Annotated in this window: 20 protein-coding genes and 1 rRNA gene; 6 read left to right on the forward strand and 15 right to left on the reverse strand. The window is 35.0% G+C overall.

The features are described from left to right. Positions 1 to 100: 100 nt before the first annotated feature. Entirely contained in the window at positions 101 to 469 is a 369-nt protein-coding gene (locus tag H6F32_RS11545) for a pentapeptide repeat-containing protein (protein ID WP_190369475.1), read from the reverse strand. Positions 470 to 860: 391 nt separating this feature from the next. After that, positions 861 to 1,652, reverse strand: coding sequence for a glycoside hydrolase family protein (locus H6F32_RS11550; RefSeq protein ID WP_190369476.1), 792 nt, complete (start codon positions 1,650 to 1,652; stop codon positions 861 to 863). Positions 1,653 to 1,775: 123 nt separating this feature from the next. On the opposite strand from H6F32_RS11550, the gene H6F32_RS11555 reads away from it, so the two are divergent. Further along, positions 1,776 to 1,994, forward strand: a complete 219-nt coding sequence (locus H6F32_RS11555; RefSeq protein WP_190369477.1) for a hypothetical protein — start codon at positions 1,776 to 1,778, stop codon at positions 1,992 to 1,994. A gap of 138 nt (positions 1,995 to 2,132) precedes the next feature. Here H6F32_RS11555 and H6F32_RS11560 read toward each other — a convergent pair whose 3' ends face one another. From H6F32_RS11560 to crcB, 8 genes are all read right to left on the reverse strand, one after another. Then, the gene (locus H6F32_RS11560) at positions 2,133 to 2,531 is read right to left on the reverse strand and encodes a thiol-disulfide oxidoreductase DCC family protein (RefSeq protein WP_190369478.1); all 399 of its coding nucleotides are present in this window, start codon (positions 2,529 to 2,531) and stop codon (positions 2,133 to 2,135) included. Between the two features lie 39 nt (positions 2,532 to 2,570). Beyond that, complete coding sequence (locus H6F32_RS11565) at positions 2,571 to 3,443, reverse strand: bile acid:sodium symporter family protein (RefSeq protein WP_190369479.1); 873 nt, start codon at positions 3,441 to 3,443, stop codon at positions 2,571 to 2,573. A gap of 205 nt (positions 3,444 to 3,648) precedes the next feature. Then, positions 3,649 to 5,028: a Rieske 2Fe-2S domain-containing protein gene (locus tag H6F32_RS11570; RefSeq protein WP_190369480.1), complete on the reverse strand. Its 1,380-nt coding sequence runs from the start codon at positions 5,026 to 5,028 to the stop codon at positions 3,649 to 3,651. 268 nt (positions 5,029 to 5,296) lie between these two features. Then, positions 5,297 to 5,974: a L,D-transpeptidase gene (locus H6F32_RS11575; RefSeq protein WP_190369481.1), complete on the reverse strand. Its 678-nt coding sequence runs from the start codon at positions 5,972 to 5,974 to the stop codon at positions 5,297 to 5,299. 105 nt (positions 5,975 to 6,079) lie between these two features. After that, positions 6,080 to 6,625 carry a hypothetical protein gene (locus tag H6F32_RS11580; protein WP_190369502.1) on the reverse strand — a complete coding sequence of 182 codons (546 nt, stop codon included), beginning with the start codon at positions 6,623 to 6,625 and terminating at the stop codon, positions 6,080 to 6,082. Positions 6,626 to 6,915: 290 nt separating this feature from the next. Then, positions 6,916 to 8,424, reverse strand: a complete 1,509-nt coding sequence (locus H6F32_RS11585; RefSeq protein WP_190369482.1) for a protein kinase domain-containing protein — start codon at positions 8,422 to 8,424, stop codon at positions 6,916 to 6,918. A 33-nt stretch (positions 8,425 to 8,457) separates the two neighbouring features. After that, positions 8,458 to 9,552: an FHA domain-containing protein gene (locus H6F32_RS11590; protein WP_190369483.1), complete on the reverse strand. Its 1,095-nt coding sequence runs from the start codon at positions 9,550 to 9,552 to the stop codon at positions 8,458 to 8,460. A 299-nt stretch (positions 9,553 to 9,851) separates the two neighbouring features. After that, positions 9,852 to 10,247: a fluoride efflux transporter CrcB gene (crcB, locus tag H6F32_RS11595; protein WP_190369484.1), complete on the reverse strand. Its 396-nt coding sequence runs from the start codon at positions 10,245 to 10,247 to the stop codon at positions 9,852 to 9,854. Positions 10,248 to 10,498: 251 nt separating this feature from the next. Here crcB and H6F32_RS11600 point away from each other — a divergent pair, with 251 nt between their 5' ends. Continuing rightward, entirely contained in the window at positions 10,499 to 11,977 is a 1,479-nt protein-coding gene (locus H6F32_RS11600; RefSeq protein ID WP_190369485.1) for a site-2 protease family protein, read from the forward strand. 270 nt (positions 11,978 to 12,247) lie between these two features. Here H6F32_RS11600 and H6F32_RS11605 read toward each other — a convergent pair whose 3' ends face one another. The 3 genes from H6F32_RS11605 to H6F32_RS11615 all read right to left on the reverse strand — a co-directional run bounded on the left by H6F32_RS11605 (position 12,248) and on the right by H6F32_RS11615 (position 16,254). Beyond that, entirely contained in the window at positions 12,248 to 13,468 is a 1,221-nt protein-coding gene (locus H6F32_RS11605; RefSeq protein WP_190369486.1) for a protein kinase domain-containing protein, read from the reverse strand. Between the two features lie 157 nt (positions 13,469 to 13,625). Next, entirely contained in the window at positions 13,626 to 15,509 is a 1,884-nt protein-coding gene (locus tag H6F32_RS11610) for a serine/threonine phosphatase (protein WP_190369487.1), read from the reverse strand. 166 nt (positions 15,510 to 15,675) lie between these two features. Beyond that, on the reverse strand, positions 15,676 to 16,254 hold the full coding sequence (locus H6F32_RS11615; protein WP_190369488.1) for a pseudouridine synthase: 579 nt from the start codon (positions 16,252 to 16,254) through the stop codon (positions 15,676 to 15,678). Positions 16,255 to 16,358: 104 nt separating this feature from the next. On the opposite strand from H6F32_RS11615, the gene H6F32_RS11620 reads away from it, so the two are divergent. Continuing rightward, a complete protein-coding gene (locus H6F32_RS11620) occupies positions 16,359 to 17,216 on the forward strand; it encodes a phosphodiester glycosidase family protein (RefSeq protein ID WP_190369489.1) in 858 nt (285 codons plus the stop codon). Between the two features lie 315 nt (positions 17,217 to 17,531). After that, on the forward strand, positions 17,532 to 19,430 hold the full coding sequence (dnaK, locus tag H6F32_RS11625; protein ID WP_190369490.1) for a molecular chaperone DnaK: 1,899 nt from the start codon (positions 17,532 to 17,534) through the stop codon (positions 19,428 to 19,430). A gap of 228 nt (positions 19,431 to 19,658) precedes the next feature. On the opposite strand, the gene H6F32_RS11630 is transcribed toward dnaK, so the two are convergent. After that, entirely contained in the window at positions 19,659 to 21,311 is a 1,653-nt protein-coding gene (locus H6F32_RS11630) for a serine/threonine-protein kinase (protein ID WP_242031114.1), read from the reverse strand. 300 nt (positions 21,312 to 21,611) lie between these two features. Between H6F32_RS11630 and H6F32_RS11635 the strand changes: the two genes are divergently transcribed. Then, entirely contained in the window at positions 21,612 to 22,154 is a 543-nt protein-coding gene (locus H6F32_RS11635) for a COP23 domain-containing protein (protein ID WP_190369491.1), read from the forward strand. Positions 22,155 to 22,277: 123 nt separating this feature from the next. Next, positions 22,278 to 25,337, forward strand: coding sequence for a serine protease (locus tag H6F32_RS11640; protein ID WP_190369492.1), 3,060 nt, complete (start codon positions 22,278 to 22,280; stop codon positions 25,335 to 25,337). Between the two features lie 315 nt (positions 25,338 to 25,652). Here H6F32_RS11640 and rrf read toward each other — a convergent pair. Next, positions 25,653 to 25,770 (reverse strand): 5S ribosomal RNA (gene rrf / locus H6F32_RS11645). Position 25,771 lies beyond the last annotated feature (1 nt).

Genomic DNA, 25,771 nt, shown 5'->3' on the forward strand with positions numbered 1-25,771 from the left:
GGCAATTTTGCATATATTCAAAACCCAACTAGAGACGTTCTATGAAACGTCTCTATGCTCAAAAAACATCCCGCACTTATGCAACGCCGATAATTGAAAATTACAACTTGTGCATATTATGAACAATGGGATCAAAACCTTTGGGAAACTTGGTACTATCATCATAATACGCACCATGAAAATTAGCCCCATAAATTTTAGTATGCTGTAATTTAGTACCACGTAAATTAGCTTCAGTAAAGTTCACACCACATAAATTAGCTTTAGTTAAATTTGCATTAGCTAGATTAGAACTACCGAAATTTGCACCCCAAAGTCTTGCTTTATCCAAATTAGCCTCGCTTAAATCCGCTCCCCAAAGATTAATTCCTGGTAAATAAGCATTCATTAATTTAGCTTTAGATAGTTTTGCTGCGGGAAAATGTCTTTCCCCAGCAGAATAACGCTGTGTAAGTTCCTCAATATCCATATTCTTGCAGTTATTCAAGTGATAAAATGTCTATTTCCAGAATAGTTCTTTGTTTATGAGGAAATTTATAATTCTCAAAAATCTTAATTATTATCTTTCATAGATATTTATTATCTATTCTGGCAATTTCATAAGCAATAGTAATAAGTATCAGATAGTGTTATATAGTAAACAACTACTTAAATGTGCGTTGCTGAACTCAGGTATGAAATTGAGAAATTCAAAATTTGAAACTTTGCGTCTAACGCAAGTGCTTCCCTTAGCTGATGCGCTAAATAAATATCATACCCCAATTCAGCAACACCAAAATAATAAAATTGTATAGCATAAAATATTGTAAAAATCAGATACCCAAGTTTTTTTAAAAGTTGGATATCTAGGATATATTTGACTAAACAGGAGTTAAAAATAACTTAGCTTCTGCTAGTCTTCTTCTTCTTAAACCAGCCTCCACACGACTACCAGGGTTGACATATTTTAAAAATGCTGCTTCTATTTCATCCCATTTTTTATCTCTTAAAACTCTAGTGATAGTTTGGAAATTAGCAGCACCATAGAAATTAGCACCTAAATTATAAGCAAAACTTAATAAAGCACCTCTTTGGTTAATATTTAATTCTGGCCAAACAGGAATTTTTTCCAAAGGTGGTAAATAGTTATTTTCTAATTGCGTAATTAGAAGTTCTTGCGCTTCATCTCTAGTAATTTTATCACCTAATTTCCACTCACTACCATCTTTTTTGCGAGTAGAACCCCAACCAATAGTAATAGGTTTATTACCAGTCAAAGGATCAGTATAAGCATTTTCAAAAAAACCTTCAAACTCCTTAATTAAATTTACGCCACAAAGGGGTACTTTACCAACTGTTGCATTAGTATTTGTGGGGTTGACTGTTGTGGTTCCTATTTCTGGTTTTACTGTAACTGGTTGAGGTTTTTTAACAGCTTGTAAAGCTAGGTTTAAAGCTGTTTGAGTATTTTCACCTACTATACCATCTGCTGATAATTTTTGTTGTTTTTGAAAGTCCTTAACTGCGGCTAAAGTGTTATTACCAAAATCACCATCTATTGTACCAGGATTAAATTTAAGAAATGTTAATATTTCTTGCAATTGTTTAACTTTTGCACCGCGAGAGCCTTTTTTTAACAATTCATTTTTATTGAGGGTTAATGGTTGATTCATAATGTTGTTAGCTAGGAAAGCTGGTTTTTATAATTTTGCTATGTCAATTATACCATTGTGATTATTAACTATCAGGAAATTCACAAAAATTAGAACTTTTTTACAAAAATTAGAGGAATATCTATGAAAGAGGTTAATAAACAATCAAAAATATGGAAATTGCAAGATAGATTTTTACAATTACGAATAAAATGGTTAACAGTAATTGGTGAAAAATTGCAAGATAATTATGGTAATATATTAGAATATTGGCAAGTAGAAAAAGCGGATTCTGTGATTATTTTACCTATACAGAATCATCATTTAATTTTACCTCCTTGTAGTTATCATCCAGGAGTATGAAAATTAACTTTAGACATAGGAAGACTTCACAAACAGAGGGATATTGAAACTACTAGATAAAATACTGGATATAACTGTAAAAAACAACCTATCCAATATCCTTATCTTTGTTAAATTTGCCATGCTTAACGAGTATTATTACAGAATATTACAACTACCATCAACACAATAAATAGATTGATAAGTGTCACATTTACCAAATAAAGTATAACGGTTATCGCGGATTTGTTCATAGAATTTATCCCCTAACCATTTCATACCAGGTAACGCACGATAAACATCTACAAAAGTATTGGTAGGTAATAGTTTTCCAATTTCTTCAATAGCATTACTACCTTGCCAAATTTGGGAAAAATCATGGTTAATTAAAATCATTCCTTGCTGACATTGTTGGGGAGTAATTCCCCATTGTGTTAATGTTTTTTCATCTTGCATGGGAACATAATTAAACAATTTTCCCTGATCTATATTTTCTAAAAATCTTACAGCATTAACACAAAGATTGCACTGTCCATCATAAATTATGTAGTGTTTCATGGTTTTGTGATCATCATAATTTTGGGAAAATATGGGTTTTTAAACTTCATTAATAGCTGTTAAATTTCTACCATATATAATAGCAATAAACCCAGTTATATTCATAAATAAACTGTAAAGTGCTGCGGGAATTGCCATATTTTGGTTATTAAGTAAACCAGCAGTAATAGCTATAGCTAATGTACCATTTTGAATGCCTACTTCAATAGCAATACAAATTTTTTGATGCAAATTGAGGTTAAACAATTTACTAATATTAAATGCAGCAAGCATAGAAATCGTATTTAACATTATCACACCTAATCCAGCTTGAAAAATAAATTCAGGAAGACGATTCCACTCACGAATAACTAAGAGAATAATAATGATAGCTAGGAATAATGCAGCGAAAATGTTAGTGGTTTTTTCTAAAGAATTGGCCACTTGAGGAAACATTTGTTTTATGGACATTCCTACACTAATTGGTAATAGTGTCATTAAGAAAATTTGTAGTATAGTTTTGCCAATTGGTAGAGCGATTTGTGCTGTTTCTCCGATAAAATGTTCATAGGCTAAGTTTCCTAATAAGGGAATTGTAACGACTGTAATTATACTGCTGAAAGCTGTTAAAGTAACTGAAAGTGCCACATCACCTTTTGCAAGGAATGTAATTAGATTTGAAGAAGGTCCACCAGGACAAATTGCAACTATGACTAATCCTAAAGCTATCTCAGGCTGCATGGGTATAGTCTTAGCAATTAGAAAACCAATAATTGGTAGAATAAATAGTTGACTAAATAAACCAACTGCTATAGACTTAGGAAATTCAGTTACACGCTTAAAATCTTTTAATTCTAAAGATAGTCCCATTCCTAACATAATAATACCTAAAGCCGTAGGTAACACAAAAGTTGTTAAAAAGTTTGCTTGCATATTGTGATTAATGTAAAGTAATGTGAAAATGCAATCAGTATTGTACAACTTAATGGAAACTATCACAAATTAATAAAAATGCAGACAAGATGCCTGTAAATACAGCATTTTTTGACATTATCAGGTAATGATAAAATCCTTGTAACACAGGCATCTTGCCTGTTCATAGTGTACCTCGTGTAGATGGAATGTGGTGTATGTTTGATTAATCTAAATTACGAGGTGGTATAATTTCTCCTTGATAAAATTTCTTTTCTAGATTATTTAATTTCCACCATGCAGCACTAAATAACAAAGGAATTACTGTTTCTAGGGTAGCTAATACCATGGAATTTTGTTTGATAAAAATCGCAATTAAAGGACTAGTTGCTAGGGTCAAAATGGCGATAATTGCACAAGCGAATTTAATTTTTTTAATGGTAGATAATGCTTGTTTACAACTGGCACATTTTTCTGTATGGGAATGATATCTTTCCAGGAGAATGTCTTTATTAGTAATTAATGGAGGTAAAGGTTCTCCAGGAAATGTTTCAGCATTATATTTGTTTACCCATTCCCGTAATGCAGAGACAAAAGTATCAGCTTTAGTAGCTAAATAAAAGGCTTTATTAAAGTTAGCACTACCTCCTTGTGTAGCTAAATGACGTTCTTGATAATGCAGGAAGATTTGATCATCTTCTAATACTATATTTTGTCCTAGATGATAGTACCAACGTGGTCTAATTTTTAGGAAAAATTGAGGAATTTTGGAGTTGAATTTAAAGGGAAATCTGGCAATAATTCGACATTCTCCTTTTCTGATGGGTATGGCATAAATAGATGTAATAATTCTGGCTTTTGGTGAATTAATATCATGCCACATACAACTAGGAGCGATAAAGGTTGTGGAAATTTTACCTGTTTGTTTGGCGTTTAAACCTTGTTTCCAAATGCCATAAAAACCGTCTTGATTTAATTCTTTTAATTCTAATTCTAATGGTCCAGCATTTGCTCTATTTCCCATGCTGCGATGATGGGTAAATGCTACATGACTGGGATCTAAAAGATTTTCTAATAGGGTTAAAGCGTCATAGGGAATATCTCTAAATGTGTTAAGAATTACCCAATCTTGTGGTGATTCTTCGATGGGTTCAATAATAGGAACTGGTGTTTTTTCAGCATTTTCGGGATTACCTGGATATACAAATAATAATCCTTGTTTTTCTATAGTTGGTAATGTTTTAGCACAAGCTCTGGTAGATATTTCTGGTTGACTGTCTGGCGTTTTTTGTGGTATTCTTTGACAAGTACCATCTCCCGCAAAAGACCAACCATGATAAGGACATTCTAAATGGCCATTTTCGTTAATTCTACCTTCAGACAGTGGTACTAAACGATGGGGACATTGATCTATAAATACTTGCCAATTTTGCTTATTTCTATCCCACCAAATGACTATATTTTGCCCTAATAATGTAAATGGCGTGGGTTTGGTTTTATCTAAATCTTGGATGTAGTGAACAGGATACCATTTTTCTTGATAGGGATAGGGATAGGGATCGTATTCAGTATCATTTTGGTTGGATATAGTTGGTGTTTCCAGCATTTTATTGATTAATTTGCTAAATGTAAAGTTTCCATTTAAGATTATAGCATTAATTATTACTGAAATTACTTAAATCTCTATTTGTTGATCAAAATCAGACGAGGAAGATGTTGAAAAAAGGAATTTGATATTATAGCATTTACCAAGCTAGTGAGGTTGATACTACTCAGGTACAGAGTTTTTTTAGTCTTAGGGAACAGGTAACAACAGTAAATAGAGTGTACCTGATTAGACTGAGAAAAGCTATTTATTTAGTACAAAGAATTGATTAGGGAATTACAATTACGGGAGTTCCTATTTTCACAATTTCATACAATTTTCGTACGTCTTCATTATACATTCTAATACAACCGTGGGAAATGGCTTTGCCGACAGAATCTCTTTTGTAAGTACCGTGAAATCCAATTTCATCTTTACCATCAGTCCAAAATCCAATCCAACGTTCTCCTAAAGGATTTTGTAATCCAGGAGGAATAATCTCTTTGCTAGAATTAAAGGGATTTTCCCAATCTGGATTTTCTACCATATTAATTACTGTAAATTTACCTGTTGGTGTTTCCCATCCTTGCTTACCTATTGCTACTGGATAAGTAGCTTGTAATATATTATCTTTATAAACATAAACTTTGCGGTTTTTAAGAATAATAAGTAAATAAATGTTTTGCTCAGATTTTTGTTTATAATTATTAAGAATAGGTTGCGGATACTCAATCTGATTCCTCATTATTAACATCTTTATTCGTTCAAGATAGTTCTGGGAAATTGGTTTCTTTACAGAATCATCTATCTGAAGTAGATTAGAGTTTGGTTGATTAATCATATAATTATTAATCTCTGCTTCCTTCAATTTAGTCTGAGCATTGGCACTTAATGGTAATAATAAAAATATCACACTTGTGGTTAAGCAAAATTTACAAGCATTTTGGTAATACATTTGATTCATCATTGAAAGTGATGGTTTTAATAATATTTAATAATATCGGTTAAATTATAGTTTCCCCCCTAGATTTATTAGGAGGGGATAGACGAAGTATTAAAAATTTAACAAATATTATCCTCTTCCTCTAACTGGTTTTCTAGGTTTGTGTTTAGTATTAGGTGATTTTGGAGGTTTGGCTTCTGAATTTTGTTTTAACCTGGGTTTAACAACAGGTAATTTTGGAGAATTTGTTGGTGATTTTGGTTTTACTTGAGGTGATATTTCCGAATTTTCTCGTTGTTGAGTATCAGGTAATTTTTGGGTATTTGTTGGTGTTTCTGTAGGTGTTTCTGGAACTAAATTTGGTGTTACTTGAGGTAATTTTTGGGTATTTGTTGGTGTTTCTGTAGGTGTTTCTGGAACTAAATTTGGTGTTACTTGAGGTAGTTTTTGGGTATTTGTTGGTGTTTCTGTAGGTGTTTCTGGAACTAAATTTGGTGTTACTTGAGGTAGTTTTTGGGAGTCTGTTGGTCTTTCTGGGATTAAAGTTGGTGTTGCCCCAGACTGTGCTAGAGATATTTGTAAAGAAGTTTCTAGAGCGATAAATAAACTACCAAAAACAACTAAACAAGCTCTGGAAATTACAACTACAATTTTTCCTGATGATTTTTGTTTCATTTTAGATTTGATGTCATTTATATGATTATTATAAATTTTACCATTATCAATAATTCCATAATGTTTAAATTAATAAATTTTATTTTTTTTAAATGTCTTAAACTTAGATAAAAGTAGCTGAGGATACCTGAATTTTAATTGAATTTTAATATTTATATATACAATATATAAAATATTTTATCTTTATTTTTATGTTTATATTTCTGATAAAATTAGGTTTTTTAATTCTACTCAAAGCATAATGAAATTACTCTAAAATTATTATAAATAAATACTAATAATTTTGATCTTTAATCACTAGAATTACACTTGAATAACTTACCACTTTCTTTTGATTTCCCATTTTCCCAGATTTCTATTTTCTTAACTGATCTAGTTTTAGATATAAAAACTACTTGACCATGTAGTGTATTATTTTTAAATTCCCCTACATATTCATTGCCATTACTACAAATAAATCTACCATGACCCCGAAAAAGACCATTTTCAAATTGACCTATGTAGCGATCGCCATTTTTAAATATATTAATTCCTTGACCATGAAATTTATTATTTTTGAATTGTCCTGTATAAGTATCACCATTTCCAGTATAAGTACCACAACCATGAAACTGATAATTTTCTATATCTCCCTCATATTTAACCTTACTTCCTGTATTTTTATCAATCAATATAATACTTCCTTTTCCAGTACCTTTATCTTGAGCTAAACCATAATATTCAGTGTTACCTATCTTCCTATATGGCTGTGTTGGTAAAGATGTTTTAGGACACAATACGTTCAAATCAACGTCAACTTTTTCTTGTTCTATTACAGTTGGTTTATTTTTCAAATTAGTCATGGGTTTTCCTAAAAAATTCATTAACGCAGAAATTAAAGTAATTAATAAGAACACACTCAATAAAATTAAACTTTTCTTATTTCCTAAATTTTTTAGTATGAGGTTAAACAATAATAATGGTAATGGTGGTTTTGAAACTGATTTTACTGCTTGTAAAGCTTCTATGGCTGATGGATATCTTTGATGAAAATGGCAATATACCATTTTTTTTAAAATACTAGCTAATTTCTTGCTTACCTTGACTTCATTTTGCCAAATTATTTCTCCACTGTTAGCATCTTCTAATAATTCTTGGGGTAATTTACCCGTCAAAGATTGAATACCAATTACGCCAACTGCATAGATATCACTAGATAATTTTGGTTTAGAATTAGCTTGCTCATTAGGCATATAACCATTAGAGCCAATAATAATAGTTGAAGTTACTTTACCTTGAGTATCAGCTACCAAACCTTGAATTTCTTTAACTGCCCCAAAGTCAATTAGTACAATTTTGGCATCTTCTCGGCGACGCATCAAGTTTTCAGGTTTAATATCTCTGTGGATGATATTTTGCTGATGAACTACTGCTAAAACTTCTAGAATTTCTTGCAACAGTTTAATTACTTCTGCTTCAGTCCATTTTTTACCAGGAATAATTTCTGCGCTTAAGTCGCAACCATCTACAAATTCTTGTACTAGATAAAATTCACCATTTTCTTCAAAATGAGCAAATAGTTTAGGTATTTGCCGACTTAAATTACCTAATTTGTATAAAAATTTTGCTTCACTATCAAATAACCTTTTGGCAACCTCTAAAACTTCTAAGTCTGATGTTTTTGGTTTGAGGTGTTTAACAACAAATTTGGGATGGTTAGGTAAATCTAAATCTTCAGCTAAATAAGTTTCACCAAATGCACCACCTCCCAAATACTGTACAATTTTGTAGCGGTTACGGAGAATTGTCCCTATAATCATCTTTTTTACCTACCAAAGTTTGATTATACTCTATTACTTTAATTCTAGTTTATCTTGATCATCACAGGTAAAAGTTTTAGTTGTATAACCATCGGCTTGAAGATCAAATTTAATCTCATAAAACTTTACTATTTCTTTTGGTATGTTTATGTCAGGAAAAGATTCTTCAATATAGTCGAAATTTCTTTCTTTTGTAATAGATTTCTCAACAGAATTATGATCTTTCCAAACAATTTCTTTACCATTTTTATTAATCATATAGGCGTATAAAAATATGCCACTAGATTTTGTAAAATAATTAATATCAACATTTTTTTGCGGTGTAATATTTACCCAACCTTGCGTTTGCGCTACATTATTTAAAGCATAAAAAGTAGTTGCTAACTGCACATCTTTAGAACATTTATTGACAAATTTAAGTTGATGGTAATTAGCATTTTTTTTCGATAAATCTAAAACTTTTTCTTTTGAATTAGTTTGCTCTGACTTGTCATTTGATTTGGCAGTTATCTGAGCGATTTCTTTTTGTGTATTTTGAGTTCTTTCATTTATATACCAACCAGATATAGCAGTTATAATTGATGCTACTACTGTGGCAATTGCCATGATTATTTGTTTATCACTCCAAGACTTTTTTTTCTCACTTATATTGTCTGGGTAAATACTTTCTGAATTAAGACTTGAATTAATATTACCTGTATTAAATTTATTACTAAATGGAAGTACACTTGTTTTAATGCGAGGATAATTTGTTGATGGCAGTGGATAAATTTTAATTTCAGTAATCTCTATTTCCTGTTGTCCAAATACAATAATACTACCATTATTCAATGGCAATTCTTTATCAAAGGCAAGAATCTTTCCATCTACTATAGTGGTAGATACAGCATTTTTATTTTTAATAAAAAATTGTTGTTGATTTTTATCAAAGTGAATTTCAGCCTGGAGAGATGATATACTATGGTTACTTAAAACTAAGTCACAAACATTTGCATCACGCCCAACAATTATCACTCCATTATGTTTACTAACTTGTTTTTGGGAAATTTGTTGTTGAAATATTGCATTTTCAGCCTTATTGTATTGAAAGGTAATTGCCCAAGTTAATTTATTTTTATTTAGAGCCATAATTTTAATAATTACCAGTAATTACGTTATAATTTATAGCTTAGTTTAATAATAAAATTTGTATAATAAGATATATTTTATTATGTTTTTTTGTTTAGTGTTATTACTACAGTGTATTAGAAAAGCTATTGTGAACTAATACCTCATTTATCAAATCATTACCTGAAGATTTACAGTCAGTTACAAAACCTGTAATATTCAGAGAGTACCCCAACAATAAATATAACAATTACCACTAATAGTTATAACATATTTTTATTAATTTTACGGGCAAAATGCTTACACCACTTTTTAATTTATCATAAATATCTGGCAATTATCATACCTAATTGAATACTAGCTAGTCCTAAAATTGTACTTCCTAATAAATAGGTCATGGCTGAAAACAAAGCACCTTTTTGTAATAAACTAATGGTGTCTAAACCAAAGGTAGAAAAAGTGGTATAAGCTCCTAAAAATCCTGTGGAGATCATTAATTTAATTTCTGGAGAAATAATATTAATTTTTTGGGTAGCTAATGTGGTAAAAAATCCCATTACTAAACAACCACTAATATTAATAAAAAATGTCCCATAAGGAAAATTCATACCAAGACGGTTAGCAAACCAAATTGTTAAGTAATAACGGGTTAATGCTCCAGCGATCGCTCCTAAACTAATAGCGATCGCTTGACGCAGATTCGGATCTTGTAACATATTTATGATAGATGTAATTAGTAAATTACGTTATTATCATTTTTATGGCATTTTTATGGCATTTTACAAGTTTTCATTAATTTCTGCTTTAGAATTGTCAATTACTGAACTAAACTAGTATAAAATATAACATACTCTTAACCATTAATTGATAGCTGATAGCTGATAGCTGACGGCTAACGACTATTTTACGCTACTATAGAAAAGCCAGAGTTGCGGAAACTCGGTTTTCATCAAATTAAGGTTTGCAGATGTTGACTTCCTCAGAAACTCCTATAATTGCAGCCGTAGTGCTGATAGCCTTTGGAATTTTAGGTTGGGGCTTTTATCGCGCCAAACCTTTTGGTAAACTAGGAATCCTAGCCTGGTTACAGTCTGTTGTACTCATGACTCCCTGGTTATTATTCTTTGGACTATTTGCCGCCGGTATTTATCTCAATATCGCTGCTGTATTGTTATTACTAGTTATTTCCGTAGGTTTATACATCTTCGTAGGCAAACAATTACGCGATGCTGGACAAGATGCTATCCTCAAAGAACGCGCTACAGAAAGACTAGCGATCGCAGCTAATAACCCAGAAAATACTCCAGTAGTCACAGAAATTAAGTTAGAACCCACTCCCATACCACCAGAAGATTTAACTCTGATTAAGGGTATGTTTGGTATTGATACCTTTTTTGTTACAGAAACTATTCCTTATCAAGAAGGTGTCGTTTTTCGTGGCAATTTGCGCGGAGAACCTGAAAAAGTTCATCATCGTCTCACTCAGTGTTTACAAGATCGCTTAAGTGATAAATATCGCTTATTTTTGGTAGATAACACGGATGGTAAACCTGTATTTATTGTCTTACCTAGTCGTACTGATCCCATCAAAGCCCAGTTACCACAAAAGCTATTTGCTATAATTTTGCTAATTGCAACTATTGCCACTAGTTTGGAAACAGGCGGTTTATTGCGAAATTTTGACCTGTTACAACATCCTGAAAGATGGGTAGAAACCTTGCCTGTGGTTTTAGGTTTATCCGCAATTCTCATCTCCCATGAAATTGGCCATTGGTTGTTAGCACGTCGTCATAATGTCCGGTTAAGTTGGCCATTTTTCTTGCCCGCTGTACAAATTGGTTCTTTTGGTGCAATTACAAGGTTTGAATCACTTTTACCTAATCGTAGGGCATTATTTGATATCTCCTTAGCAGGTCCTGCTTTTGGTGGTATTACGGCATTAGCACTGTTAATAACAGGGTTATTGCTATCCAATTCTGACAGTTTATTTAGTTTACCAAATCAGTTTTTTCAAGGTTCAATTTTGGTAGGAAGTTTAGCTAGAATAATTCTTGGTTCTGCTTTACAGTCTCCCGTTGTCAATATTCATCCTTTAGTAATTATTGGTTGGTTGGGTTTAGTTATTACGGCTTTAAATTTAATGCCTGCTGGCCAACTGGATGGAGGACGCATTGTCCAGGCTATTTATGGGCGGAAAACGGCTGGTAGAACAACTTTCGCCACTTTAATTTTATTGGCTATAGTCTCTTTAGGTAATCCTTTAGCCATGTATTGGGCAATTGTCATTGTTCTGTTACAGCGTGATTTAGAACGTCCAAGTTTAAATGAAATCACTGAACCTGATGACGCTAGGGCAGCTTTAGGGCTGTTGGCCTTGTTTTTGATGGTTGCAACCCTTTTACCACTTTCTCCAGCCTTGGCAGGGCGTTTAGGCATTGGTAGCTAGGTTTTTATAATCGTAGTGCGGGCATCTTGCCTGCCAATAGTACAATCGTAGTGCGGGCATCTTGCCTGCCAATAATATCATCGTAGTGCGGGCATCCTGCCTGCCAATAGTACAATCGTAGTGCGGGCATCCTGCCTGCCAATAATATCATCGTAGTGCGGGCATCCTGCCTGCCAATAGTCTTTTAGTGATAGATAGCCCTTTCCTCTTGCCTGTTGCCTCTTACCTGCCCACACGAAAAGACTTTTTGGTGCAAACCCTAATTATCATTTAGATAGAAGCAGACTTTAAAGCCTTACTTAACTCTTGAGCAGATTGATAGCGATCCCTGGGTAAAGGTTCAGTTACACATTCTATCACCTGTCGTAACCCAGGAGTCACAGTAGGAATACTTCTGACATCAAACTTAAACACTCTCCCCTTTTGACGATAATATTTAAACGGATTCTGTCCTGTCAATAGAAAAATTAAAGTAGGTCCAATAGCATATAAATCCGATTGAGTCACAGGTTGTCCTCTTTCTTGCTCAGGAGCGCAATAGCCTTCCGCACCAATGCGCGTACCTGGGGCAGTACCCGTTTCCTTGACAGCACCAAAGTCTAAAATCACAATCCTATTATTAGCACTTTTCACCATTAAATTAGCAGGTTTTATATCACGATGAATTAAAGGCGGATCTTGACTATGCAGATAACTTAAAATATCACAAGTTTGTACCATCCAAGCGATCGCTTGTTCAGGAGTTACCGGACCTTGCATGAAAACCCGCTTTTCTAAATCCTGTCCATGTACCAACTCCATCGCTAAATATTTTTTCCCATCCTCTACAAAAAAATCATAATATTTAGGAATACCTGAATGTTCTAAAGACTTTAAAGTATATGCCTCCCGTTCAAATAACTCCTGAGCTTTAGGAATATTTATCATATCTGCATTCATTTCTTTTAACACCAGTAATTGTGGTATACCACTGATTACACCAACTTTATCCCAAGCTAAATAAGTTGTTCCCATTCCTCCCTGGCCTAAAGTCCGTAATACTTGATAATATCTAATAGTCTTTTGTACAACTATTGCTTGTCCACACTTAACACAAAACAAATTATCAGGAGAATTACCTTCATGACTACAACTAGAATTACTATTATTAATTACAGGATTATTGCTACAAATCTTCTCCAATTGCAATTGAATTATTGGACCACCTTGGGCTAATTGCAATATTGAATTATGATTTAATCTAGTAGGTTTAGTCAACAAATTATTATTGACAAAAGTTCCGTTAGTACCTTTACTTATTACCTCCCAAACTTCTCCATTAACATCACTATTTACTAATCTCAATTCTAAATGATATCGAGATACTAACGCATCAGCCAAAACCACATCATTGTCCACTGCACGACCAATCCGAATTACAGTAGAATTAGAAAAACGCCACTGCTGGGGAGGAGTTTTAAGTTGTGTTTCTAGTAGCGTTATAGTAATCACAATACATCCTACAAACTTAATAACAAACAACAGAAAGCAAACACTGAAAATTTAAACTTGTAGCATCTTATACACAAATTCAGATCAATACTAAACAGTAGTTATACTATTCTTAGCTAAGTATTTTGTATTTTCATCCGATGTAATATGCTTTAACTTACATCAAAGATTGGGTATTTGGTCGAACTTTTACCCGAACAAGAATAGCTGTAATATTATCATGACCATTATGTTCATTAGCCAATTCTATTAAATTTTGTACACCTTTTGCCAAAGAAGTACCAGAATCTAATAAACGTTGAAGATGTTCTTCCCAAATTATCTCCACAAAATCATTATCAGATAAACCATCCGATGCCAATAGAAATAACATACTTTCAGTAATATCAACAAAATCTATATCTGGATAGATATAATTTTGATGACGTGGACCCAATGCTTGAGTCAGTTGGTAAGCATCGGGACGACCATAAGCTATACTTGGTTCCACCCCCTTAGCAATTTCTCTTTGTCCTACTTCATGATCTATAGTAAGTTGTTCTAGTCCTCGTTCACTAGTAATACTATAGAGACGACTATCGCCAACATGGGCAATAGCAGCTTGATTATCCTGAAGTAATAACATCACTAAAGTAGTACCCATTCTAGCAATACCAGAACGAGATTGATCTTGATTGAAATCATAAATGGCTTGATTAGCTAAATATACTGCTTCTTTAATAGTTTCTGCACTAGGTAACGTGCCATCTTGCCAGCACTCTTCAAAGAATCCACGAATAGTTTTAACAGCTAACTCACTCGCTACTTCCCCACCAGCATGACCACCCATACCATCACAAATAATATATAAGCCTCTTGCTTTTATTTGATGATTATTGGGTAATTCTATTTCGTGAATTTTACTGTCAATGGCAAAGTAATCTTCATTATGATCTCGCTGTTTCCCTACATCAGTGCACCCACTATACTCTAAACTACTTAACTGCATAGGTAACACCATCATAAGTGCATCCTCTTGTTTATTGATCATATCTTCATTTTCTTCCATGTCTTCGACTTGCTGATTATCGAGTACAGTAGGTGCTGATTGTATTTCAGTAAAAACTTGTTCCTCAGACGTTGATATGGATGCTAATATTGATTCTAAACGCGATCGCAACTCACTCCATTCCTCCATTTTACCATTTTCTATGTCTTCCAACATCTGCACAATTAAACCAAATTGTGTCCTTTGTGATTCTCTGAATAAATTACGCCATAACCTACCTAAACTTTTAATATTTACACCAATACCCACATCCTGCTGACTTTTATCCCTATCCTCTAAATATAATCTTTCTAAAGTTAGTTTTTGATCCTCATCTAATCGTAGATTAGATAAACTTAGCAAACTTTGACAGCAATTTTTCTGCTCTAATAATTGCCACAGTTGGATCATTTCTGAGAACCAGTGTAAAATCTGGAATATGCTAGTTTCCTCTTTTTGCCATACATCCAGTAGTAAAGGATCACATGAGCGATCGCCCAATATTAGTACATCACTACTATCATCCTGCCAAGCATCATGCAGATGTGGCATTCCCTGATATCCATGAGCAGATAAGTCTAAATATATTCTAGCTACATCCGGTATTTTACTGATAATTTGACAAGATTTGTGTTTACTAATGACCTCTAATGGTGATAATTGGTAAGGTTGACAGTCTAAAACCTTAACTTTAATCTCCTGTTGATCAAAACATAAAGGGTATAAAACTTTATAACGATTTTGGCTATCTAAATATTCATTATATTCATTATTTTGCTGCTTTTGATCACTAGTATTTACTACAGTGTCTAATTTGTCATTTATTCTTCTTTGAGTGATAATTGCCCAGAAAACCCGACCACATTCCTTACCACATTCTTGACACTTTTGTTGATCTAAAGCTACTTTAGCGTAGCAATTATTACAAACAATCTCCATTAAGGATGTACCACAAGTTTGACAAAACTTATTATGATTGGGGTTTTCAGACTTACACTGAGGACAAATCAACATAGTGGCATTTCCTTAATTCTGATATTGATTTTAAAAGGTTTTAGTAGAGGTTTAGTGCTGCTCAACCCCCACAGGCAGTCAAGATCACAGAGAATTATATTTTAGAGAATTATATTTTACCCAATCACCAATCACCAATCACCAATCACCAATCACCAATCACCAATTACCGTTTTAATTGTGCCAATTCCGCACCATCTAAATCTCGCCATTGTCCTAGTTCTAAACCATGTAATTGAATAGTGGCAATACTGACACGAATTAATCGTAAAGTAGGAAAACCTACAGCAGCCGTCATGCGACGTACTTGGCGGTTTTTCCCCTCAGTGAGTGTAATTTCTAACCAAGCAGTGGGTACAGACTTACGGAAACGGATAGGGGGTGAGCGATCGCACACCACAGGATCATTTAATAATAATTTGACATCAGCAGGACGAGTAACATAATCTTGAATTTTCACACCAGATTGTAACTTATAAATAGACTCCGGATCAGGAACACGCTCAACCTGTACCCAGTAAGTACGTTTATGAGCAAAACGCGGATCACAAAGACGATGTTGCAACTTACCATCACTAGTTAATAATAATAAACCCTCACTATCCCAATCCAACCGCCCCACAGGATAGACATTAGGAACATCTATAAATTCCTTGAGAGTCCGATGTTCAGAAAATTCCTGAGTGAATTGACTTAACACCCCATAAGGTTTATGTAAAATAATATATCTATGGTTATTAATCATAAGTTAATAATTGATCATTAATAATTGACAATTGTTAATTAATCCATCATCACTCTAACTTATTTCCTGTTCCCCATTCCCTGATCTCTGTCACCTCAACTATTATGAAAATTACTAAAATGCAAAGGCGCTCATTTTTATTTTTAGGAGCAGCAAGCCTAGTAAAAACATTAACCATGGCCTTACCCAGTCAAGCGGAACCACTACAAATTACCAGAGGGCAAATTAACAGCATTCCCTTTTATAGAACCATAATTGATCTTACAGATCCAGATACATATATCACCATAGGATTAGCCAACAACGCCGAATTTGCCAATACCATTCAAAAAACCAATGGAGACGAAGCATTTGACAACCTAGTTACCCGTTATCCAGCCACAATAGTAGCTAATGGTACATTTTTCGCCAAAAACCCGCAAAAAACCGTCATGGGTAACATGGTAGCACAGGGTAAATTTCTCAAATACAGTTATTGGGAGAACTTTGGCACAACCTTAGGGTTAAAAACAGGGAATAAACCAGAAATGATCACTGCCAGAGTACAAGGCCAACCAAAATGGCATGAACACTGGTTTTCCATTACCTGTGGACCAAGACTATTAAGACAAGGAGAAATTTGGCTTAACCCTAAAATAGAAGGTTTTAAAGATCCTCATGTATTAGGCATCGCTGCCCGTACAGCGATCGGCTTTACAAAAGATGGCACAAAACTGATACTAGTCAACTTTGAAATTAATCTTTCTTTACAACAAGAAGCAGAAGCGATGAAAGCACTAGGTTGTTATGAAGCCATGAACCTTGACGGAGGAGCATCCAGAGCCTTAGCAGCTAACGGTAAAATTATCGTACCTGCCGGTAGAGCTTTAACCAACGTCATAGTAATTTATGATAGTCAAAACCCTGCTCCTCAAGAGTTAACCCAAGCCTGGGAGAAATTTCAGAAAACGGGCAAAATATAAGTTGGTGATAGGTGACTGGTGACTGGTGACTAGTAAAATAATCTCCCAACTCCCGACTCCCGACTCCCGACGGCAAATACGACTATAAATTTACGGTTCACACCAATTCCTGAAAGTATTAATTCTCATACATTAGTCAGAGTAAAAGCAAATCAATCCATGAATCCAATAAAAATATTTATAAAATTGACCGTTCCATTAACGGTTCGGTAAACCACCCTCATGGAATGGCTATCACTGAGCCTATATAAATTCAGAATGTACATCACAATTGACTTGTAAATTACTCGTAAAAATAAGGAGCTAAGAGCAAAAATGGCAAAAGTAGTAGGTATTGACTTAGGAACAACTAACTCCTGTGTAGCAGTAATGGAAGGTGGAGAACCTACAGTTATTGCTAATGCCGAAGGTTTTAGAACCACACCATCAGTAGTAGCCTTTGCTAAAAATACTGGTGATACATTAGTGGGTCAAATCGCTAAACGTCAAGCGGTAATGAACCCTGAAAATACATTTTATTCTGTAAAACGTTTTATTGGTCGTCGTTTTGATGAAGTTACCAATGAAGCTACTGAAGTTTCTTATAAAGTTCTCAGCAGTGGCGGTAATGTCAAGTTAGACTCTCCTGGTGCTCATAAACAATTCGCACCAGAAGAAATTTCTGCTAAAGTTCTCCGCAAATTAGTCGAAGATGCTAGTAAATATTTGGGTGAAACTGTTACCCAAGCAGTTATTACCGTTCCTGCTTATTTTAACGACTCCCAACGTCAAGCTACAAAAGACGCTGGTAAAATTGCTGGTATTGAAGTTTTACGCATTATTAACGAACCTACTGCCGCTTCTTTAGCCTACGGTTTTGATAAAAAGAGCAATGAAACCATCTTAGTATTTGACCTCGGTGGTGGTACATTCGACGTATCAGTATTAGAAGTAGGTGATGGAGTATTTGAAGTATTATCCACATCTGGTGATACCCACCTTGGTGGTGACGACTTTGATAAGAAAATAGTTGATTATTTAGCCGCCCAATTTCAAAAACAGGAAGGAATTGACCTCCGCAAAGATAGACAAGCCTTACAACGTCTTACAGAAGCCGCAGAAAAAGCAAAAATTGAACTTTCCAGCGTCACTCAAACAGAAATTAACCTGCCATTTATTACTGCTACCCAGGAAGGTCCAAAACATTTAGAGGCCACTCTCACCCGTGCTAAATTTGAAGAGATTTGTTCCGATTTAATTGATCGTTGCCGCATCCCTGTAGAAAATGCTCTTAGAGATGCCAAATTAGACAAAGATAAAATTGATGAAGTTGTCTTAGTTGGAGGTTCCACTCGTATTCCGGCAGTTCAGGACGTTGTTAAGCGTGTATTAGGTAAAGAACCTAACCAAAGTGTCAACCCTGATGAAGTAGTAGCTGTTGGTGCTGCCATTCAAGCCGGTGTACTTGCTGGTGATGTTACTGGTATTTTATTGTTAGATGTAACACCATTATCTTTAGGTGTAGAAACCTTGGGTGGTGTCATGACCAAGATTATTCCTCGTAATACTACCATTCCTACCAAAAAATCTGAAGTATTCTCCACTGCGGTAGATGGCCAAACTAATGTAGAAATTCAAGTTCTCCAAGGGGAAAGAGAAATTGCTAACGATAACAAGAGTTTAGGAAATTTCCGTTTAGATGGTATTCCTCCTGCTCCTCGTGGTGTGCCTCAAATTGAAGTAACCTTTGATATAGATGCTAACGGTATTCTCAGTGTTACTGCTAAGGATAAGGGAACTGGTAAGGAACAGTCTATTAGTATTACAGGTGCTTCTACTTTAGATAAGAATGATGTAGAACGCATGGTAAGAGAAGCGGAACAAAATGCTTCTTCTGATAAAGAACGTCGTGAAAAAATTGAACGTAAGAACCAGGCTGACTCTTTAGCATATCAAGCAGAGAAGCAGTTAGAAGAACTAGGTGATAAAGTTCCTGAAGCGGATAAGACTAAGGTTAAAGGCTTAGTGAAAGACTTGCGCGATGCTATAGCTAAGGAAGATGACGCTTTAATTCAGAAATTGACACCAGAACTACAACAAGCGTTATTTGCAGTGGGTAGCAATATCTATCAACAAGCTGGTGGTGATCCTGGTGCAGAAGCTCCTGGTAGTGGTTCTACTCCTCCATCTGGTGGTGATGATGTAATTGATGCTGACTTTACTGAAAGTAAGTAAGTATATTAGCAATCAGCTATCACTACTGTAGGGTGCGTCAGATATTGCAAATCTACAGTCATCCAGCAACAGTTCAGATCCTGACTTTTCAGATCCCGGACTTCTTTAAGAAGTCCGGGATCTTGGTGTTATCCAATACATCTTCTTCTGATAAATTTAGAGGAGATCGTAAAATCACTGAAAACCTCTTTACTCTTATCATAGCGACAATTTTTAACCCCAACCTACTTACCAGATTGGACTTGTGGGTTTTTCAGATGTGGGTTTTTCCAGTCTAAAGGATTTAATTATAGTTTCTTCCACAGTTTTCGCAAACTCTGGATAGGATTTATCTTCAGCGCGATAGGTGAGAATATAGGCTTTTTTACCATTAACAATCCATACTTGCATTTCTTGGAAATTTACCTTGTGGATATTATCTCTCAACTCATAAACTACTTGATGACCTTGTGTTTCACCAAGTTGTATTAGTCCAGATTTGATAATTTTCGCATTTTGTCCCAATGCTTCAATTTGTCCGATAGAAAACTTAGTATAATCTGCCAAAGTCTCCGAATGGAATAACTCATCTATAGTGATAAAAAACTCTGGAGTTAGAGAAGATGAGATCATATTTTTCGGGATAATTCGCGTTAATTTATCTATGGCTGGCGTTTCTTGCCAATTTTTAGGATATTTAAACTTAATCCCAGATTTTGCATATTCTACTACCTCTACTACTTCTACTACTTTAGTTGATGATTGCAAATAACTATTAACACCTATCACACCAGCAATTATTGGAATTATTAAAAACACCGATTTGATCAGTAAAGGTTGTAATGTTTTAAGTTTTTTATCAATAAATATTTTAAATTGTTTATCAATAATTGTCGTTGGTTCAGTCCGTGGTGTAGTTATTCTATATTCATTTACAGCCGTCATAACTTCTGCTGCTGACTGAAAACGGTGTCTAGGATTAACCTTGAGCATTTTATCTAAAATATTAGCTAGAGAAGGGCTAATAATTCTATTAGCTTGTTGTCGCCAATTTCCGTAATTATTGTCCAAATAATCCACGGGAGTTGTACCTGTGAGTAACTCCAGACAAGTAACAGCCAAACTATATAAATCACTAGACGGATCAACGGTTGTCCCGCTTCTTTGTTCAGGAGAAGCGTAGACTTTCGTAAAAAAAGGTACGGATTTTTTCATATTTGTTTCACCAGAAACAACTTGTTTCACCGACCCAAAATCAATTAAAAATAGTTCTTGTGTTGCTGTTTCCCTAACAATATTACTAGGTTTAATATCTCGATGGATAGAATTTTGCTCATGAATAAATTGTAAAATCGGTAAAATTTGCTTTAAAAAATTTAAAATCTCTGTTTCGGAAAAATGACCTTTTCTTCTGAGTTCCTGAGATAGATTTTCACCCTCAATATACTGTTGTACTAAATATTTAAACTCAAGTTCTTCTTGTTGACCAAAAGCAGGAGCGGTAAAGGAAAAATAATCATATAAACTGGGAATATTCCCGCTCTTATCACCTAAAACTTCTAAAACCTGAGCTTCTCGCTCAAAAGCTGCTTTGATTCCTTCAACAATTTTGTCAACAATTTCCGGGTTCTTATATTCTTCTCGAATTTCATCAATTTTAATATTCAGTCGTTTGATTACACATTGACGCTGATTCACCGAATCTAAATCAATAGCTTGAAAAGTAGCACCAAATCCTCCTTTTCCCACAGGTTTAATAGTTTGATAATGTCCTCTTTTCCCCCTTAATATTAGAGGCATTCCACAAGCTTGACAGAATATTCCCGACGTAGTACGAGGATCTGGAGAGTCGGGAAAATGGTTTTTGGGACTAGGGCAGTGGGGTCGGGTGCAATAGTACATGATAGATAAAATAGTACATGATATAGTTACAGGGTTGATCCATCAAATTGGATTGTATCATAAAATTAACTTCTAGGTAAACACCTGAATATTTTCAAAAAATTAGTATATAATCAGTTATGTGTGTATCAAGTAGCCTTGCTGAATTGAGAGATGAAAATCAAAAATTCCATATCTCAAACTCCCCGCCTCTGCGCCTCTGCGTGAGAAAAATTCATATTTTCACTCACCAACACCTATAAAGTTTAAATAAAAGTAGCTCCATAATCGCCAAAATTCAGTAATTAAAGGTCAAACATTATGCAACTACCAGCATTAACTAATACCTTAGTATTCACCGCATTAACAGTTACCCTCAGTGTTAACCCCGGTTTGAGTCAAGAGATTCCCAAGCAAGAAGTTAGTTTTGCTTGTCGCTCAATTTCTTACCAAGGTAATACGGAAAGAGTTCCCACCACCATGGCCTTCGTTCCCGACAAAAAACCTAACCCTTATGTACCCATAATTGCTTGGAAATCTGACTCCTTTCCCAGTAGTGAATGGACTCCTAAAAAACGCTGTGAAACAGTAAGTAAAAAATTCCAGCAATTTTACCAACAAGGCCGATTAGATTATTTAACTACCGGTAAGTTGAATGGTTTGGGAGTTATCTGTGCGGCTAAACCTGGTGAATGCAATAAAAACAATATTTTATTTAGCGTCAAACCAGGTGTAAATCCCACTACAGTTCTAGCCGAACTTAATGAAATCAGAGAAGGTAAAACTTCAGACTTAACTTGGCAAAATTCAGGTGAAAATACTTACTTAAATCTGGGTGAATATCTCAAAAATATCTCTAAATAACAAAATACCCCACCCTAACCCTCCCCTTGCAAAAGGGAGGGGACAAGATTCCAGTTTCCCCCCTTTACAAGGGGGGATTAAGGGGGGTAAATCACTACTGATAAAAACACTATTTAACTAATCATGAAACGTCAAATCGCCATTATCTCCTGCTCACTGCTGCTACCTTATCTAGCTTATCCAGTGTCAGCAGTAGAAACCCAAACCAAGACGACAAAAGTACTTACACAGACATCGCAAAGGTGCAAATTACAACCAGCAGACCCAGAAAACGGTATTTATTCAGAACCACAATTACAAACCATTGCTAAACAAATTACAGTTAGAGTCAGGGACAAAGAAAGAGGTGCTTCCGGGACAATTTTCGCTAGAAAAGGTAATTCTTATTTAGTAGTGACTAATTCCCACGTTGTCAGAAGAATTAATAATATCAATATTATCACAGCCGATGGTCAAAAATATGCAGCTAAGATTTTACCTAATACTAACTTTGATAAATTCGATTTAGCTATAGTAGAATTTACATCTAATCAAAAATATTGTTTACCATCAGAAATTGCTGACATAATCGCCTCCTTTGATATTAACTTAGAAACACCAGTTATGGCCGCAGGATATGCTGTATCTGAAGATAAATTAGTATTGACAACAGGAAAAATACAACAAATCATCTCCCAACCCAGTTTAAAAGATGGTTATGAAATTGGCTATACTGGTGATATTCAACAAGGAATGAGTGGCGGTGCAATTATTAGTAATACAGGAAATTTAATAGGAATTAATGGCATTAGTTCCTATCCTTTGTCCAATACTGCTTATATTTACACCAACGGAAAACGCCCCACAAATACGGAAATTCAAGAATTTAGAAAACTCAGTTGGGGAATACCTATTAAAACTGTTTTAGCTCAGGTAAGACCAGAAACTCTCACCGCTTATAATTTACCTATACCAGATATTAAACAGCAAATAGCAGAAGTACCATTAACAGGTTGGTTAGGAGAATTAGAAGCAAAAGCTAAACAAATTACCGTCAGGATTGATAGCAGTAGCGGTAGTAATGGTTCAGGGGTTATTATCGCTAAGAAAGGAGATATTTACACCGTTTTAACTGCTGCTCATGTAGTTTGTAAACCACCAGATAAAGTAGGACCATGTGAGCCAAATACCTATAAAATCCTCACAGTAGATGGTAAAGAATATCCCGTAGAACCAAGCACGATTAAATTAGAAGCAGGGGTAGATTTAGCAGTAGTTAAATTCACCAGTCGGGAAAATTATCAAGTTGCGACTTTAGCAAATTATCCCACCAAAGATGATGAATATATGTTCACTGCGGGTTATCCCAGATTAGGAGAAAAATCACCTTGGCGGTTCACATTGGGACAGATTTATAGTAAGGAACAAGGATTATTCCAAACTACCCAATCAGATTTTAACAATAACAGTTTGGGTACAGCCCAAAGTGCAGTTTCTTTAACAGGAGGATATGAATTAGTTTATAGTAGTATCACCTTTGGCGGCATGAGTGGGGGACCTGTTTTAGATACCCAAGGGCGAGTCATTGGTATTCATGGCAGAACTGATGGAGAAACTGCTATTGATAATAATAGTAATAGTAAAGAAACTATCCAATTAGGTAATAGTTTGGGTATTCCGGTGAGTACATTTTTGGCATTAGCTACCCGACTGAATACCCAAGCACAAAAGGTAGAACCCACCCGACCACCAGAACTAAATCAACAAGAAGTTAAGTCTATTCAAACAGCGATTTTATCAGTAGATGTTTCCCAAGGCAATACTACCGCCAGTCAATGGTTAGAAAGGGGAAATCAACTGTGGCGCTTACGTCGTCATTCAGAAGCAATACAGGCTTTTGAAGCAGCAATTAAGCAAAAACCAAAGTTTATTCACCTGGCTTATTATGGTAAGGGTTTGGCCTTGGGTCGGAGTAAAAAATTTCCAGAGGCTATAACTGCATTTGAGCAAGCGGTGAAGTCTCAACCTGATTTTGTTCCTGCTTGGAATTATTTAAGTGTAGTCTATAGAGAATCAAACCAACTGGATAAAGCCTTAGCAGCCATAAATCAAGCCATTCAACTCCAGCCCAATAATCCTAATTTGTATAATCAGAAGTATGTAGTTTTAAGTAATTTAAAAAAATATAGAGAAGCAGAGGCAGCGATAAATAAAGCCATTGAACTCAGTCCCCATGCAGTATTTTACAGCAACCGGGGAAATGTCCGTAATCAATTAGGAGATAAGCAAGGAGCAATAGATGATTACAACCAAGCTATCAAGTTTAATCCTAACCTTGCCCAAGCCTACAACAACCGGGGAGTTGTCCGTAAGAAATTAGAAGATAAGCAAGGAGCAATAGAAGATTACAACCAAGCTATCAAGATTAATCCTAACTTTACCGAAGTCTACAACAACCGGGGAGTTGTCCGTTATGAATTAGGAGATAAGCAGGGTGCAATAGAAGATTACAACCAAGCTATCAAGTTTAATCCTAACTATGCCGAAGCCTACTACAGCCGGGGAGTTGTCCGTTATGAATTAGGAGATAAGCAGGGTGCAATAGAAGATTACAACCAAGCTATCAAGTTTAATCCTAACTATGCCGAAGCCTACAACAACCGGGGAGGTGTCCGTAATGAATTAGGAGATAAGCCAGGAGCAATAGATGATTTCAACCAAGCTATCAAGATTAATCCTAACTTAGCCCAAGCCTACAACAACCGGGGAAATTTCCGTTATGAATTAGGAGATAAGCAAGGAGCAATAGAAGATTACAACCAAGCTATCAAGATTAATCCTAACTTTACCGAAGTCTACAACAACCGGGGAGTTGTCCGTTATGAATTAGGAGATAAGCCAGGAGCAAGAGAAGATTACAACCAAGCTATCAAGATTAATCCTAACTATGCCAATGCCTACAACAACCGGGGAATTGTCCGTTCTGAATTAGGAGATAAGCCAGGAGCAATAGATGATTTTAACCAAGCTATCAAGTTTAATCCTAACTATGCCAATGCCTACTACAATCGGTCATATGTTTATTATCAACTTGGTGACAAACAAAAAGCCAGAGAAGACCTGCAACGAGCAGCGCAATTATTCAAGGCTCAAGGGAATACTGCTGCTTATGAAGCAATTATGGAATTATTAAAAGAGTTGTAGGGAGTTTCTTTGGTGATGTTAATTGTGATTTTGTCAGAATCAGCTGGTTATTGAGTTTCGACTACGCTCAACTAGATAACTACCCGATTCTGACAAAAATTAGACGATAAAAATCCTGATTTCAAAAAACATTATGCCAGCAAAAGATATTTATCATGATCAGGTTAAAAGAGAAAAAATTAGATGTTGTGATGCTTAGATCCCGGACTTCTTTAAGAAGTCCGGGATCTGAAACTCAGATCATGGATCAGATCACCTCAAAAACAAACCCCCTCATTGTCATAATGAGAGGGAATGTAAAGTATAGAATAATAAACCTGGCATCGAGCTATTTTCACAGAGGGCAACCCCTCAACTATCGTCGCCGCAGCAGCGTTTCACAACTGAGTTCGGGAAGGGATCAGAGTGGTTCCACCGCGCCATAGACACCAGGA

This window comes from Anabaena sp. FACHB-1237 (assembly GCF_014696225.1).
Lineage (GTDB): Bacteria > Cyanobacteriota > Cyanobacteriia > Cyanobacteriales > Nostocaceae > FACHB-1237.

Excerpts from the sequence above, each read along its gene's own strand:
- H6F32_RS11545 (WP_190369475.1), bottom strand. The coding sequence starts at position 469 with ATGGATATTGAGGAACTTACACAGCGTTATTCTGCTGGGGAAAGACAT.
- H6F32_RS11550 (WP_190369476.1), bottom strand. The coding sequence starts at position 1,652 with ATGAATCAACCATTAACCCTCAATAAAAATGAATTGTTAAAAAAAGGC.
- H6F32_RS11555 (WP_190369477.1), top strand. The coding sequence starts at position 1,776 with ATGAAAGAGGTTAATAAACAATCAAAAATATGGAAATTGCAAGATAGA.
- H6F32_RS11560 (WP_190369478.1), bottom strand. The coding sequence starts at position 2,531 with ATGAAACACTACATAATTTATGATGGACAGTGCAATCTTTGTGTTAAT.
- H6F32_RS11565 (WP_190369479.1), bottom strand. The coding sequence starts at position 3,443 with ATGCAAGCAAACTTTTTAACAACTTTTGTGTTACCTACGGCTTTAGGT.
- H6F32_RS11570 (WP_190369480.1), bottom strand. The coding sequence starts at position 5,028 with ATGCTGGAAACACCAACTATATCCAACCAAAATGATACTGAATACGAT.
- H6F32_RS11575 (WP_190369481.1), bottom strand. The coding sequence starts at position 5,974 with ATGATGAATCAAATGTATTACCAAAATGCTTGTAAATTTTGCTTAACC.
- H6F32_RS11580 (WP_190369502.1), bottom strand. The coding sequence starts at position 6,625 with ATGAAACAAAAATCATCAGGAAAAATTGTAGTTGTAATTTCCAGAGCT.
- H6F32_RS11585 (WP_190369482.1), bottom strand. The coding sequence starts at position 8,424 with ATGATTATAGGGACAATTCTCCGTAACCGCTACAAAATTGTACAGTAT.
- H6F32_RS11590 (WP_190369483.1), bottom strand. The coding sequence starts at position 9,552 with ATGGCTCTAAATAAAAATAAATTAACTTGGGCAATTACCTTTCAATAC.
- crcB (WP_190369484.1), bottom strand. The coding sequence starts at position 10,247 with ATGTTACAAGATCCGAATCTGCGTCAAGCGATCGCTATTAGTTTAGGA.
- H6F32_RS11600 (WP_190369485.1), top strand. The coding sequence starts at position 10,499 with ATGTTGACTTCCTCAGAAACTCCTATAATTGCAGCCGTAGTGCTGATA.
- H6F32_RS11610 (WP_190369487.1), bottom strand. The coding sequence starts at position 15,509 with ATGTTGATTTGTCCTCAGTGTAAGTCTGAAAACCCCAATCATAATAAG.
- H6F32_RS11615 (WP_190369488.1), bottom strand. The coding sequence starts at position 16,254 with ATGATTAATAACCATAGATATATTATTTTACATAAACCTTATGGGGTG.
- H6F32_RS11620 (WP_190369489.1), top strand. The coding sequence starts at position 16,359 with ATGAAAATTACTAAAATGCAAAGGCGCTCATTTTTATTTTTAGGAGCA.
- dnaK (WP_190369490.1), top strand. The coding sequence starts at position 17,532 with ATGGCAAAAGTAGTAGGTATTGACTTAGGAACAACTAACTCCTGTGTA.
- H6F32_RS11630 (WP_242031114.1), bottom strand. The coding sequence starts at position 21,311 with ATGTACTATTGCACCCGACCCCACTGCCCTAGTCCCAAAAACCATTTT.
- H6F32_RS11635 (WP_190369491.1), top strand. The coding sequence starts at position 21,612 with ATGCAACTACCAGCATTAACTAATACCTTAGTATTCACCGCATTAACA.
- H6F32_RS11640 (WP_190369492.1), top strand. The coding sequence starts at position 22,278 with ATGAAACGTCAAATCGCCATTATCTCCTGCTCACTGCTGCTACCTTAT.